Here is a 14,636-nt window from a genome sequence, read left to right as displayed (position 1 = left end):
TTCCACCATGACGAGTTGGTTAAGCTCTCCATTTGATTTGGTGATGGCTGCGCTGCCGAATTTTAAAACTAAGATGGGTTTTGACATGATACTCGGAATCTTTGCGGCAAAGGTACAAAGGCTGACCCAAAGAGTACACTACTTTTCAATCGTCAATTCATCTTTTACCTTGCCATCGGGGTCGAGGCAACGATACACGAGGCGGTTGCCGTCGATGCGAATATGCTGATATACAGGGCCACTTTGAAAACGCGCCGCCGCATACGTCTCCTCAGGCCATTCTTTATGATGGCTCGGAATGCTAATGGAAATGGTATAAATCGTTCCATTTTGCGGACTTTCCACTATCTTTTCGGCATTCATGGGTTTGCTCCGCATATAATAATGCACGTGTCCGCTCATGACCATGTCCACATGATAACGGTCAAAAAGAACGCCCCAGTCTTTACGGATTTGGGCGTAGTCTTCTTCAAAATTGTAGGGTGGAAAGTGCAGCATCACAAACTTCCATTTGGCTTTTGATGTCGCCAGCTGTTTCTCTATCCAAGCCGTTTGTTCGTGGTTCAGAAACGTCCCGTCAATCATCACAAAAAGCGCATTTTGGTACTCAAACGAGTAGGTACGCTCTTTGGGCAACTGCGCAGGCCCATTGGTAGGTAGGCTAAAAAGTTGTTGGTACATAGCCGCCCCAAGACCGTCTTGGCTATCGTGGTTGCCTGGAATGGGCATCAGTGGTTTGTAACTCAGCACATTGCCCGAATGATGAAAAAACTCGTCCCATTCGTCGCGGTTGAGGCCCGTACTGACCAAATCTCCAATGATAGAATAAAACGAAATTTCGGGGTGGCGGGCTAACGTTTTTTGTGCCATCGCTCCCCAATCGGGTGACTTGTGCGTATCTCCAAACCAAATAAACGAAAAGCCTTCGGGCGTAGCGGCTTGGGTTTTAAACGATGCTACTTCCGACCAGCCACTGCTCGCCGCCCCTACTCGATAATAATAGGTAGTGGCAGGTTGTAACCCCTTCAATTGCGCCGAAAAATGATTGATGTAACGGTCGTTACGGAGAAGTCGGTCTTCAATCTTTATCGATGAGGCTTCTGCCCGTAGTGTATCGGTTGTTTGCGCTTTCCAATAGTTTACTTGGCCTTTCGTAACGTTTGGTCGCGTACGCCACTGTACATCCATGGTCGTTTTGGGGTCACCGCTGAGATTGAGCACCACTTGGTCGGGGCGCGACTGCGACGGGTAAAGCGTTTGACGAAACGCATTTTTTAAATGCGCTTCCCGCGCCCGCCCCCGAATCGTCGTAAAGAGAATTTGACCCCGTAATGCTTCGGGGACTTCTTCCAACACGAGGTCGTCCCAGTCGTGGTACGTAAACGCCCCCACTTTCATTTCGTGCAACTGCTGATTGGCAGGCGACACCCGCGTAATCTTTACTTTATCCCCCTTTTTTTGCGGACCTACACTGATAAAGTACACAGGACGGTGTTTGTCAAATCCGTTTATTCCTAACTGAACTGCTCCTTTGTTAAACTTCTTTTGCCACACCTCGTAAGTATATTCTTCGTTTTTGACTTGCATGGTTGTTTTTTGGAAACCACTTTTAGCTAGCCAAAACGGAGGCACTTTCTGGGCTTGGTCGCGCATGAGTGAGACTACCACGGGGACGTTTACCTCAAACGTCCAGTAACGCGTCGCTAAAATTTGACGTTCTTTTGCTGACAAAAAGCCAAGGATGTATTCATCCGAAATTGTGTCTAACTGAGCGGGAGTCAGTTGTTTGTACAAGCGCGTCACTGCGCCGTCGAGTACTTCTTTGACCGTGGTTTGGGCTTGAATTTTGAACGTAAAAAAAGCGAGAAAAACGAATGGTGTGAGAAAACGTAATTGCATAAAAATGAGAGAATTAAGGCTTAACGTACCTTCCCGAAAGTTTAAAACTTTCGGGAAGGTGGTAGAACTTTCGGGAAGGTAATATTTCTTACTTCGCAGGATACTGCTTTTCGAGCCAAGTGACAATTTTTGAAAACACATCTACGGCTGCCGAAGCACTCATCCCGTGTTTTTCTTTGGGATAAAGTTCGAGTTGCGAAAGCGTTCCCAACGATTGTAGTTTTTTATGAAGATTTTCGGCCTGACTGACGTTTACCAACGGGTCTTCTACGCCGTGGAAGGAAATGGTAGGCACTGATGTTTCTTTGGTCAAATGTAATAATGGACTTGCATCCACGCAGATTTGGGCTTTGTGGTCGGGCGTTCCTAGAAAACGAATGACGGTATTGTCGGCATCGCTGCCATCGGGACGAATGGCTTTATCGGTCAAGTCCGTTGGCCCCCAAAGGTTCACCACCGTTTTCACTTGCTTTTTCGCGTCGTGTTTATAGGCGTACAGCATTGCCAAATGCGCCCCTGCACTGCCGCCCATGAGGGCAAATTCATTACCGTTAAAACCGTATCGTTTTGCCTTGCTCGACAAAAATTCAAGGGCTTTTTTTACATCTTCAATTTGAGCGGGGAAAAGGTTTTTTCCGTCGTTTACCAAACGATAATTGATAGAAACCACCATGTAACCACGGTTCCCCACCAGCTCTTCAATCAACTGTTTGGGAAACTCACTTTTATCTCCCCTACTCCACGACCCACCGTGGATATATACAATCAGCTTCGTATTGCTGTTGTGATTATCGGGATAAAACGCATCAAGCAAATTCTGTTTCCCTTCGGCATCACCGTACGACACATCCAACAGCGACTGATAGCTTGGTTTTTTAGGCAACGGAGCTGCATTTTGACTCAGTCCATTTCGCCAGCCGTTGGTCGTTAAATAGTTTACTAACGCTTCGGGCTGATCAGTTTGAATACCATTGACACCTTTTTGAAGCGCATTATTCCACGCTTCGGCGCCTTCCGAGGGGCTTTGAACATCTAACCAAACGCTTACGCCCTCGCTTTGGGCGGCTTGCACCATTTCTTTGTCATAGATGTTATCGAGCGCCTCGATTTTTACTTGTCCCAGAAAATACCGCAGTTGGTCTTTATTTTTTACCTCGTCAAATAAGCTCGTCATCAACGGCATTTGGGGAGCCACGCTTCGCCATTTTTTGTAGTCAGGAACTTTGTTCAAATAGACGACTATTTGCTTCTCCATTCCCTCTGCCTGAATCTGTTTCCAGGTTTCGGCCACGTCCGCATTTTTAAAATCTAGGTAAATATTGATGCGGTTTTTGCACAAACGCAGCACCTCCCGAAACTCAGGGATTCGGTAGGCTGTTGGGTCGTCGGCTTTGGGGTTTTTGAGTTGAAGCGATTGAAGTTCGGCCCACGTTTTGTCCGCTACGTTGCCTTGTCCATTGGTCATGCGGTCAACGGTAGCATCGTGGTGAATCATCAACATACCATCTTTGCTCGTCCGTAGGTCAATTTCAACGTAATCAGCGCCACTTTTGATGGCTTCTTCGTAGGACGCCAAGCTATTTTCGGGAACATTGACGTGGTTGCCTCGGTGAGCAATGACCACCAATTTATTTTTGGAGGCAGGCAGAACGGGAGCTGTTTGAGCAACTCCCGTAAAAATGCTAAGTAGCGCGATAAGCAGTGTTATCGCATACCTTTGGGCATATTTCATAGAAAAACGAATTAACTATCTCAGTTGAAAGGGCGTCTTTGCATCATACTCTGACATGAGCTTATTAAAATACTCTTCCAGAATGACAGAGTACTCTGGAGACATTTCGGTTGCTCCCAGTCCTACCAACAATTCGTCAAACTCCTCTTTCGACAGCTTGTTGCTTAGTAGCTTATCGACTAGGTACTCTGGACGGGAGTGTTCCATGGTCATTTGTTTATACAGTATATCTAAAGTACGCCAAAGACTACCCAAAAGACTACTTTAAAGCACCTTTTTCTGGTCTGTCAGAAATACGCGAGTGCTTACGGTATAGGTTCCCCCCTCTGGGTTTTTGTATTTTAAGTCAACGTAAAACGCTTTGTAGCCACTGCTTGGGTAGTTTTCTTTTAGCTTGATTTTTGACGTATTCGACACACCCAACGACTGACTTGTCCACTTTTCGTTTCTAAAATCTTTGTCCGTCGAAGTAGCCGACCAAACAATCGCATCGACTAAACCGTCGCTTGCCGTATTTATACTCAGTTTTACCCCTTTACGGCTCGACGATGCTTTCCACTTTGGAGTCGGATACGCGCGGTTGTTGATGGTCGTTCCAAAGAATGCGCTCAATGCTTCCAACGCTTGCGCTCCTCCCCCCAAATCGTGCCCTGCGTTGGGTACGTAGTGAATCATGTTTTGTCCAGGAATCTGGTCATAGTAATGTTTGATGGCATCCACCGTCCAGTATTCGTCGTTGGTACCAATGAAAATGATTTTGGGCACTGTCAATTTTGCACGGTACGAATACGGGTCAATCATCGTCGTAATGGCTGCTCCTTTGGGCGTATTGGCCGTTTGGGGAATCTCCAATTTTACGTAATCTTCGATTTGAACGCTGTATTCACCGTAGCTTTTGAGCTGATAATCAAGCGTTGCTGGCATGTTGAGCATGTCAATCACCATCGGCCCGATGGCCTTTACACGCGCATCATCAATCGCCGCCGACAGCCAAGTTGTCCACCCACGTTTTGACGCACCTGTCACTACAAAGCTATTAACCTCATGGTTGAGTTTTTGTTTTGAAAATGCCTGCACGGCATCCATGGTTTTCACCGCACTTTTCACCATCGGGAACAACAACGGCCAGGTGTAATCGCCGTCCTTTTTGAAATTGTGCAAGGTGTAAGAAATGAGTGCATCTTCCGTCAATTTGCCATAAAGTGGTTGGTTAGGTGCTTGTTTCAACAACACAACAATGGCTTTATTTTTGGACGAAATTCCCGCCAGCGGCAACCAAAGCTTGTCTTTGGTACTCCAGTTGGGCTGCTCATCTTTATTGGAACCACCCGTAATAAACAACAGCGCGCCATCGTGGGTATTTTCTTTGGGAACAAACACCGTAAGCTGGTGACGCCACGTAATTCCTCGCCATTTTTGAGAAGTCAAAAGAAGGTTATAGCCCGTCACGTCACCCATCGGAAACGAGTCTTTCAATTCCCACGTAAAGGTATCGTCACCGTTGTTGATGTAACTTTTGAGGGCAGTTTCGGGGGTAACGTTTGCTTGTTGGGCCTGAAGAAACGGAGTAGCCACCCAAACGATGGCCGCTATCAAAAAGAGTTTAAAAAATGGCTTTTGCATTATTTTTGGAGTTAGAGAATGTTAGACTTATAAATGAATTTTTCGCTCTTTGAGCAATTTCAACAACAGCTCTGGCTCGTCGGTTTGCACCACGTTGGCTCCGTGTTTGAGCAGCTGCCCCAGGGCTTCGTCGGTTTTTCCTGCCCGAAGCGCCGCATCCACGGGACCTAGTGCATTTATCCAAACCCGCGACGAATGCTTTTTGATGGTTCCCACTACTTCGGGGGTATAAAACGAGAAGTCGATGTGGACAATTTCGGGCTCAAACAACGCAATGGCCGAATCGGCTTCGGACAGCGAATGCGCCCGTGGCATCATCATGTAGCGTTTGTTTTTCTTGTCAACGTACTTCAGAATTTCATAATCGCTGTCAAAGAAAATAACAATATCTTCCGTTTTCGTTTTTCGGATTACGGCCAAAACCTCGTCCATTTTATCGGTTTTTAGGTCTAAATCGACCAAAATATGGCCTTTTGCCAGCAAAAGTGCCTCTTCCAACGTCGGAATTTTTTCAGTGGTTGCTTTGCCATTTTCAACCAAAAAAAGCTGATTAAGCTGCGCAAAGGTCATTTCTTCTAACTTTCCCTTTCCCGTCGTGGTACGATTGACCGTCCCGTCGTGCATAATTACGGGCACGCCGTCGGAAGTTACTTTTACGTCAATCTCCAAAATATCTACCCCTAGCCGTATGGCTTCTTTGATGGCGGGAATGGAGTTTTCGGGAAATTGGTTGTGCGCTGCTCGGTGCGAGGCCACCAGTACGGTATTCGATTTGGGGTTCAAGAAATCTTTTTTGATGTCTTTGACGTTTCGTTGCGCCCACGTTGTTCCCATCGACAACCCCATCATGCTCCACCAGAGCCACTGTTTTTTCATCATTTTATCGTTCAATTATTGTGCCTTAGGGCTCTCTTTGACGAGCTTTAAGGCTTGTTCCATGTAAATTTCGGCAGTCATTTCTCCCAAACTGGTTCGGCTCACATACTCATAGCGTTTGAAACTGTTGAAATCGACTTTGGCGAGCATGTACCCAAAGGCGTCGTTGGTGAGACCAAACAAAAACGGCAGTTTGGTGTTCATGTTTCGCTTTAAGTAATAACCAATGTTGGGCAACGCTTCGCCTGGAATCGTCAGGATTTGGGCGGGGCCAATGTTCACTAAATTCACCTGCGTACTTACGCTGGCATCTTTGGCATTGGGGTGCTTGAGGGGTGAGTTTTTAAGAATATAACGCATCAATTCTGACTCTACGGGCAACTCTACCGTGCGTGCCGTGCAGTACAACGAGGCATTATCGAGGGGCGGAGCGGGAGTAACGATGCGCAAGGCTTCGTCGGCCAGCAGTTCGCCAATTCGGATACACTCTTCCCACGTATTGGCTTCATTGTTCGACTCACGACGGTTATCAGCCGTGACCATTCCTCCTTGGGCACTGTTCATAAACAAAGCAATTCCGCCCACTTTCGACTCGATGCGGTCGTACAACGGCCCGCACATATCGGGACTCATAATTCCTCTTCCCGACCCAATGATTTCGGGGTGAATGGCGTAGTTGACCAACGTCGCAATCGTTTTTCCTTGTTTGTTGATGGCCTGAATCACCCCACAACGTGGGTCGTACAACTGCGGAGCGTAGTAGTTGTAGGCAATTTGCCCTTTGGCTTCCCCCACCGCGATTTTTAGCGTAGCAGGTTCTAATTTTGAAATAGCTTCATTGACGGCATCGGCGATTTTTTTGACACAATCATCCAAATACTTCAAATCGGCCGACGATTTGCCCGTCTGGTCAGGAAACGCGTACGCATCGGGGCCGCTGTGGGTGTGGGTGCAGCCAATCATCACATTTCCGGGAGGAATGCCTTTGATTAGCGCCCGCGATTTGTTGCCCAAAACCGACGACCAACCAAGGTTATCAACACCCACGATTGCCACGCGCGTTCCGCCTTTTTCGAGGACCATCACGCGGGCAAATAAATCCCCTTTTTTCTCCGTGGTAGGCTTAGGCGTACCTATTCCGCCTGAGGCAGGAAGCAGTGGATTAGGCGTAATGACCCGCAACGCAGCTCCCACGCGTAACTCCTGCGCTATGCTCGCAAAGGCTGCCCAAACCCCAATAACTATGCTAAGTAGTATTCGTTTTTTCATACTGATTTTGGTTTTTCGGTAAATTCGTCGGGTTGGGAGCAACCCGATGCACAATATTCGACATTCCCGCTGCTCGTCGGGTTGTGAGCAATCCGATGCACAATATTCGACGTTCCCGCTACTCGTCGGGTTGGGAGCAACCCGACGCACAATGTTCGACACTCCCCACTAAAATCCCCCTAAAGAGCATACGGTAAACTTACATTTGTGGACTATTGAATAAAGGTATGTGCAAAAAAAGGTGGAAAGTTTTCCACCTTTTTTATTCTCTTCAACGCTTATTCTTACCAAGGTTTGCTTGTTCCTTGGGCTACCCAAGGCTTCGACCATGGGCTATTTTTACCATCTGCCGCAGAAAACTCGGTTTGTTCTAGTTTACTCATCGCACTTTCGGCATTCACCTTGTTCAAATTACGTTCGTCGAGCATGTAGAAAAACCGAACTGGCAACACTTTGCGCTTGGCTTGTGGCCCTGCAACCAACGCAGGAAACCCTGTTCTGCGGTAGTCAAACCATGCTTCTTGGGCCGCCGTCCAACTCGAAATCCATTTTTGCTCAATGATTTGTTTCACCGTTCCGTCGTATTTTACGCCATCTCCTGCAATATAAGTAGCATAACTGCTTCCTACGCCCCAGGTATCTAAAGAGGCTTTTACTCCTGCTTCATAATGCGTTTTGGCATCGCCTACCGCCCAGCCTTTCAGCGCAGCTTCGGCCAAAATAAAACGTATTTCGGCAGCCGACATCAAACGCGACTTCAAAAGTGTTCCTTTGGCTTGTTTGTAAATATCGTTCAACCACGATACGTGCGGGTTGTTGGCCGCTTGTTCGGCGGTTGGGCTCAGGTTATACGCAGCACCTCCCACCATCGCCGTTGGCAGCCCAACGTATTCGTTGGTATTATACTCTTTTCCAGCCACTTTATCGGGCGACAAATAGCGTTTGTTACCGTCAATTTTGTCGGTTCCTTTTGGCAAAGATGGGTCCACTACCAACTGAATTTTTACTTTGTTGGCCCAAACTCCCAGACGCGGGTCTTTGATTGCCAACAATCTATCTACAAACGTTGCCGCCATTTTGATACGACGGTAGTTACTTTCGCTGGCATCGTAAATGGCGTTGGCAGGCCAAGAGTCGTCGTTGCTATTTCCCGCAAAAGGCATCGCGCAGTCGTCAGCAATGGCCGTAATAATGGGGTACTGCGTCGCATTTCCTACAATTTTTTCAATGCCAGCTTTTGCTACATCAGGTTTTTTGCTCGAAATACGCATGTAATAACGCAACGCCAAGGAGTTAGCTAACTTACGCCATTTGGCAGGCGCTCCCCCATAATAGACATCGGCCGTACCAACAGTTACGGGATAGTCTGTCGCATTTTTGGAAAGCAATGTGTTTGCTTTCTCAAGGTCAGCCAAAATTCCCGTGTAAACCGACTCTTGCGAATCGTACGAAGGAAACGTATTGGCGGCACCGCCATCGGCTCCTTTTAAAGCTGAAGTGTAGGGCGCATCGCCCCAAAGGTCGGTAATCAACCCAAACAGCATGGATTTCATCACCAGCGAGATGCCTTGGTGCAACTCTGAGTTGGTAGCGATGGCACGGTCATAGACGTATTGATTGTTACGCAAAATATCGTAGTACCCCGCCCAGCTTTGGCTTCCGCCCCAATCGTACTCGTTGTGGCCGCTACTCCAGCCATCTTTTTGGGTATGCTGCATCACGCCTGCGATGTCTTGGTAGCCCAAGTTGACAAACGCTTTTCCGCTTTCTGTTAAAACGGTTGATAACACCAAGTTTGGATTGGCATTAGCGGGGTTGACGCCGTTGGGGTTTTCGTTAAGTACAGTTAAATCTTTACAAGAAAAGACTGTACAAGAAAACAAAAGCATCAAGCAAGTTGATTTAAAGTTCTTGATTTTCATTGCCTTAATGTTGTTTATGTTTTCTTAGAATGTGAGACCCAATTTAAAACCGACTGGAATAACCCAAGGGTTGACGTTGTAGCGTTCGATACCCTGTTTAAACTGGCTTCCGCCACCTTGCACGCTGGCTTCTTGCTGGAATGCCATTTCTGGGTCGATGTTGATTTTTGCGGCTGTCCAAAGAATGATGTTACGGCTATACACCGAGAAATTGGCGCTTTGTACACCCACTTTTTTCAACCAACTCTGTGGCAAATCGTACCCAAGCGTAATTTCACGCATCTTGAGGAAAGAGGCATCGTACAAAAACGCTCTGGTAAACGACCAAGCGGTACTTCCTGCAAATGGTAAAATCAACGTCCCTGTTTCTCCCAAGTTTTCTTTGAAACCTGTTGGATTTCCGTTGGCATCGTAGCCCGTTGCTACTACTCCAGGAACAAATACACCTCCATGAGGAAGTGTGTAAGGGCCATACTTAAACGGATACCCACCATAATCTGGCGTTGGTCCACCTACCAACGGGAAGTTGTTGCCGTTGATAAGCACCATTTTGTCTTGATTTGCCACCAAATAATCGCGGAGGGCTTTGCCTGTCAAGCCGTTAGGGTTGAATAATTTATCCAAAAACAACTGCGACTGTCCGTTTTCTTCCCCAAAGCGATAGGTCTGCGACACAAAGTCGCCACCATTACGCCAGTCGAAAGACATACTCAAGCTAAAGCCTTTGTACGAAATCGAGGTCTGCAAACCCATGATAAATTTAGGGTTGAAGTTCCCGATTTTGTTTTTCGTATTGATGGCATCAATCGACTGCCACTTGCCCGTTTGATCCAAAATAGGATACCCATAATACGGCGATTCTTTGTTTTCAACCGTCACGACTTTCGCGTCATAAATATCTCCAATCTGCTCACCTACGTACGTCCAAGCGCCTCCTTTGGCGTCTGTCCAAAGCGTATAGTAAGGCAAGTCATCCGAAAGCTGCTTGATGGTTGTGCGGTTGCGCGTCCAGTTGGCATTAATATCCCAGCGCCAATTGTTACGGTCGATTGGCGTTCCACCCAACACAAATTCAAAGCCTTTGCTTACCAACAATCCTGCATTGATGTTTTTAAGGGTATAACCCGACGACGGCGGAAGTTTGGTACTTAGAATCTGGTTGCGGTTTTCGACCATGTAGTACGTACCAGAGAAGCGCAAACGGTTTTTGAACAAATTAAGGTCAATCCCACTTTCGTACGAGGTTACGATTTCGGGTTTGAGGTCAGAAATAAGGAGTGTACCTGGTGTACTGAGGCGAGGTACTCCGTCCCACGTACCAGCATTGCCGAGCGTTCCGAGCAATTGGTACGGGTTGGCGTCGTTACCCACCTGAGCAAATCCTGTACGAAGTTTCAACATACTGATTTGGTTGGTCAACGGGAGCATTTCGTTCACCAACAAGCTCAACGAAGCCGATGGATAGAAATATGAGCGGTTGGCCGCTGGAAGCGTACTCGACCAGTCGTTGCGGGCAGTTACGTCCAAAAACACCATGTCTTTGTAACCAATGTTTGCCAATCCGTAACCACTATAAATGGCTCTTTGGAACCACGAACTATTGTAGTCGAGGTTAGCAGGGGCAATGTTTTGGATGGTATAAACGCCTGGTACAATCAAACCTGTACCGCTTTTGGTGGCATTGGTTACGTTCGAGCCTTTTTGGTAACGGGCATTTCCTCCCACCGAAAACGCAAAGCTGAAGTCTTTGACATCTTTCTTATAGGTCGCTAAGAAATCGGCGTTGCTTTCAAAATTGGCGATGTTGATGATCCCGTACGCGCCACGCGGGTCGTTGGTGTAGCTATTGCCCACCTTCATTTCACGTTTTTCGTTATACGTGTCAATGGCATAGCGCCCCATCAAACTGATTTCGGGCGTAATCTGCCATTCTGCTTTGATGTTACCAAACGCACGGTCACGTACAAAGCTGTTGTTTACTTCATACGCTAAGAAGTAAGGGTTATTCCAAATGCCCTTAAACTGCGAGCGTTGCTGCAACCCTTCCTGACCTGGCAACCAGTAGTTTTCCAAATCACGAATGTCGGTATGGGGAGACACGGCATACGCCCACTGAAGCGGGTTAGCCCCTCGGTTGGTAGCAGGTCGGTTATTTGAATTTGAGCGGCTCAGGTCTAAATTGGTACTTACCCGCAGTTTGTCACTTACTTTGACCGACGTATTTAAGTTGATGGTATTTCTAAACAAATCAGAGTTGGGAACAATGCCCTTGTGCTGCATGTTTGAATACGACAAACGGTAGTTGAACAAGTCTGTGCTGTTGGCAATCGAGACGCCGTTGGTGGTCGTTACGCCTGTTTGCACAAAGTTTTTAACGTTATTTGGGTGCGACACAAGCGGCATTTTCATGGGCTTTCCATCGGCACCAATGGGGCTGTTCCATTGTACTTCTTCGTAGCCTTTGTCCAAAGCTGCGCCGTAGGTAGCTGCGATATTTTCTTGAATCAACCCCCCAAATGGATTACTCAAAGGTGTACCACTAATGGCGGGTGGAATGGCCGAAAACTGCCCCGTTCCAAACTGAGTTTGCCATTTCAAATACTTAAATGGTTTGTCAAAAACCGTGTTAGAAGTAATCGAAACGGTCATTTTTTTGGCTTTAGAGCCGCTTTTTGTGGTTATAAGCACCACGCCGTTCCCCGCCCGCGAACCATACAGCGCCGCTGCACTTGGCCCTTTCAAAATCGACACACTTTCGATATCGTCGGGGTTAAGGCTCGAAATAGAGTTACCAAAATCGGCACGGTTATCGTTCCCGACTTGGCTAATGTTGTTGAGGGTGTTGGCCAACGGAACCCCATCCACCACAAACAAAGGTTGATTGTCGCTACTCAACGAAGTAGCTCCCCGAATCACCATACTCACCGATGACCCCGTACCGCCCGTTGAACTAATGGTAACCCCAGCTACTTTTCCCGCCATGGCGTTTAGGACGTTTTCTTGGGCCACGCGGTTCAGGTCTTTGCTGTCGATTTTACCCACCGAATATCCCAATGATTTCTCTTCACGCTTGATACCCAAGGCGGTCACGACCACTTCTTTCAGGTTTTCAATCCCTGGCGTAAGTACAATGTCCACCACATTTCGGTTGCCGACGACTACTTCTAAGGCGTCATAACCGACAAACGAATATACCAGCGTTGGATTAGCGCCGCTGACTTCGATGCTGTACGTTCCAGTAGCATTACTGGTCGAACCTTTCTGGGTTCCTTTCAGAATTACATTGACTCCTGGCATGGGAGCACCGTCTTCTTTGGAAGTAATTTTTCCAGTGACGGTTCGAGTTTGAGCTATGGCTTGGGAAATACATAGCCCTACTACCAACATCATCATCCCCAAATACCTCAGCATTTGAGAAGGTGTAGAGTTTTCAATCATGTCATTAATTGGTTAAGTAGTTGTATTATTCCCTTTTACGTATGCCAAATTAAAAAGGGCTATCCTAAACTACTTTTTTTTACAACCAATTGAGATAAAGTAACATAAAAGCCATTTTGGAAACATTTAGATAAAAAAAAGGGCAGAAAAGTTCTGCCCTTTTTTTGTTCAACTAACCCAAAAAATTACCAAGGCTTATTCGTCCCTTGGAGTACCCAAGGTTTCGACCATTGGCTGTTTTTTCCTCTTAAACCAGAATGTTTTGTTACCTCTAATTTATTGATAGCGGCGTCAGCATTGGTACGGTTGAAATTTACTTCATTGTCTCCGTAATTGAAACGCACCGCCACAACAGGTTCGGCAGAAGCAGGCCCTGCTTTCAACGCTGGCAGTCCCGTACGGCGGTAATCAAACCACGCTTCGGTTGCCATTGTCCAGTTGGCAAGCCACTTTTGCTCCATCACTTGCGCCAAAGTATTGTTAAATGCAACACCCGGTTTAGCTATAAACGCATCATACTGCGAACCTACTCCCCAAGTTTCAAGAGAATTTTTGACACCCGCATTGTAATTCGCTTGAGCAGTTCCTACCGACCAGCCTTTCAACGCTGCTTCTGCCAAAATAAACGACGCTTCTGCCGATGATGCCAAACGCGCTTTCAACAAGCCACCGCTGCTTCCACGATATACCTCTGCAAGCTGAGACACGTGTTGGTTCTGTACGGTTTGGCCAGGCGTTGGGTTGTTGTTGTACGTATCAGGCTGGATAAGTCCCGCAGGTACACCCACATACTCACCCGTATCCAAAGTGCCTTTGTACAATTTTGGATTGTAATGACGCGTATATTTTGTGCCTTTTTTCACTTCTGCAAGTAGCACCAAGTCAGTCAAATAGCTTACATTTTGTTGAATTACCCCGTCTTTACGGATAAACTTATCTACGTCGGTTGTGAGGGTTTCGTCAGCCACCCAACGAACGTGAACTGGTGCAAGCCATACTTTCAAACGAGGGTCACCCGTTGAAACAAGCGCATTTACAAATGCCTGCGCAGGTTTCTTTCTTCTAAAGTTTGATTGCTCTTGGTCAAAAGCTACCGCACCAGGCCAAGCATTTCCAGCAGTAGCGCCAATGTAAGCCATGGTTGCATCTTCAGCTTGTGTTTTGATATAAACACCTGAGCTATAGATTGCTTCGATTCCCGCTTTGGCTTCAGCAGGCATTTTGTCAGAAACGCGCATGTAATAACGCAACAACAACGTATTGGCAAATTTCTGCCACGATGTAGGGTTTCCTGCGTAAAACAAGTCATAACCCGTCGTGTAACCCGTCGCATCTTTTGTTCCAAAAAGCTCAGAAGCCGCCTTCAAATCAGCGATAATTCCTTTGTAAATTACTTCTTGGCTATCGAAAGCAGGCTTCAACAATTCGTTAGATTGGTCGCCTTTCACCGCCGACGTGTAGGGAGCATCTCCCCACAAATCCGTGATAACTCCGAAGATAAACGAGCGCATTGTGAGCGCTACGCCCTGGTGGAACTTGTAGTTGAGCGCCACCGAGCGCTTGTACATAAACTCGTTGTTACGGAGCATGTTGTACCAGCCGCTCCAGTCTTGCGGGCCCCAATCATAGTGATTGACGCCGCTAAACCAGCCGTCGTGTTGGATGTGTTGGGCTACCCCTGCTACGTCGCCGTAGCCAAGTTCCAAATACGCCCTAGCTGCCGAGTTCATCACCTCTGGCATCATTAGGTTGGGGTTGGCAGTAGCTGGGTCAATCCCGTTTGGGTTTACGTTTGTTTCCGACAAACGGTCGCTACATGACGAGGCAACCACAATTGCCAAGGCCAACGCCGATTTTGATAAGATTTTTAACATTTT

General features: G+C 47.1%; 9 protein-coding genes. All 9 read right to left on the bottom strand.

The window, feature by feature from the left end:
* Nucleotides 1-138 precede the first annotated feature (138 nt).
* Nucleotides 139-1,899: a purple acid phosphatase family protein gene (locus K339_RS0112105; protein WP_028523810.1), complete on the bottom strand. Its 1,761-nt coding sequence runs from the start codon at nt 1,897-1,899 to the stop codon at nt 139-141.
* Nucleotides 1,900-1,987: 88 nt separating this feature from the next.
* Nucleotides 1,988-3,631, bottom strand: a complete 1,644-nt coding sequence (locus K339_RS37550; RefSeq protein WP_051397975.1) for a glycerophosphodiester phosphodiesterase family protein — start codon at nt 3,629-3,631, stop codon at nt 1,988-1,990.
* A gap of 15 nt (nt 3,632-3,646) precedes the next feature.
* Nucleotides 3,647-3,838, bottom strand: a complete 192-nt coding sequence (locus K339_RS0112095; protein ID WP_028523809.1) for a hypothetical protein — start codon at nt 3,836-3,838, stop codon at nt 3,647-3,649.
* 57 nt (nt 3,839-3,895) lie between these two features.
* Complete coding sequence (locus tag K339_RS0112090; protein WP_028523808.1) at nt 3,896-5,254, bottom strand: PhoPQ-activated pathogenicity-related family protein; 1,359 nt, start codon at nt 5,252-5,254, stop codon at nt 3,896-3,898.
* 27 nt (nt 5,255-5,281) lie between these two features.
* Nucleotides 5,282-6,133, bottom strand: coding sequence for a glycerophosphodiester phosphodiesterase family protein (locus K339_RS0112085; protein WP_229598732.1), 852 nt, complete (start codon nt 6,131-6,133; stop codon nt 5,282-5,284).
* 12 nt (nt 6,134-6,145) lie between these two features.
* Complete coding sequence (locus K339_RS0112080) at nt 6,146-7,399, bottom strand: hypothetical protein (protein WP_037300230.1); 1,254 nt, start codon at nt 7,397-7,399, stop codon at nt 6,146-6,148.
* A 284-nt stretch (nt 7,400-7,683) separates the two neighbouring features.
* Nucleotides 7,684-9,321 (bottom strand): SusD/RagB family nutrient-binding outer membrane lipoprotein, encoded by a 1,638-nt coding sequence (locus K339_RS0112075; RefSeq protein WP_028523805.1) that lies wholly within the window; start codon nt 9,319-9,321, stop codon nt 7,684-7,686.
* Nucleotides 9,322-9,345: 24 nt separating this feature from the next.
* Nucleotides 9,346-12,708, bottom strand: coding sequence for a SusC/RagA family TonB-linked outer membrane protein (locus K339_RS0112070; RefSeq protein ID WP_374754639.1), 3,363 nt, complete (start codon nt 12,706-12,708; stop codon nt 9,346-9,348).
* A 236-nt stretch (nt 12,709-12,944) separates the two neighbouring features.
* Entirely contained in the window at nt 12,945-14,633 is a 1,689-nt protein-coding gene (locus K339_RS0112065; protein WP_310586619.1) for a SusD/RagB family nutrient-binding outer membrane lipoprotein, read from the bottom strand.
* Nucleotides 14,634-14,636: the final 3 nt, after the last annotated feature.

It is taken from the genome of Runella limosa DSM 17973 (assembly GCF_000482465.1).
GTDB classification, from domain to species: domain Bacteria; phylum Bacteroidota; class Bacteroidia; order Cytophagales; family Spirosomataceae; genus Runella; species Runella limosa.
This window is presented reverse-complemented; position numbering and strand designations above follow the sequence as displayed.

What these genes read in the sequence shown, in the direction of transcription:
- K339_RS0112075 (WP_028523805.1), bottom strand. Translation starts at nt 9,321, where the DNA reads ATGAAAATCAAGAACTTTAAATCAACTTGCTTGATGCTTTTGTTTTCT.
- K339_RS0112070 (WP_374754639.1), bottom strand. Translation starts at nt 12,708, where the DNA reads ATGTTGGTAGTAGGGCTATGTATTTCCCAAGCCATAGCTCAAACTCGA.
- K339_RS0112085 (WP_229598732.1), bottom strand. Translation starts at nt 6,133, where the DNA reads ATGATGAAAAAACAGTGGCTCTGGTGGAGCATGATGGGGTTGTCGATG.
- K339_RS0112065 (WP_310586619.1), bottom strand. Translation starts at nt 14,633, where the DNA reads ATGTTAAAAATCTTATCAAAATCGGCGTTGGCCTTGGCAATTGTGGTT.
- K339_RS0112095 (WP_028523809.1), bottom strand. Translation starts at nt 3,838, where the DNA reads ATGGAACACTCCCGTCCAGAGTACCTAGTCGATAAGCTACTAAGCAAC.
- K339_RS0112080 (WP_037300230.1), bottom strand. Translation starts at nt 7,399, where the DNA reads ATGAAAAAACGAATACTACTTAGCATAGTTATTGGGGTTTGGGCAGCC.
- K339_RS37550 (WP_051397975.1), bottom strand. Translation starts at nt 3,631, where the DNA reads ATGAAATATGCCCAAAGGTATGCGATAACACTGCTTATCGCGCTACTT.
- K339_RS0112105 (WP_028523810.1), bottom strand. Translation starts at nt 1,899, where the DNA reads ATGCAATTACGTTTTCTCACACCATTCGTTTTTCTCGCTTTTTTTACG.
- K339_RS0112090 (WP_028523808.1), bottom strand. Translation starts at nt 5,254, where the DNA reads ATGCAAAAGCCATTTTTTAAACTCTTTTTGATAGCGGCCATCGTTTGG.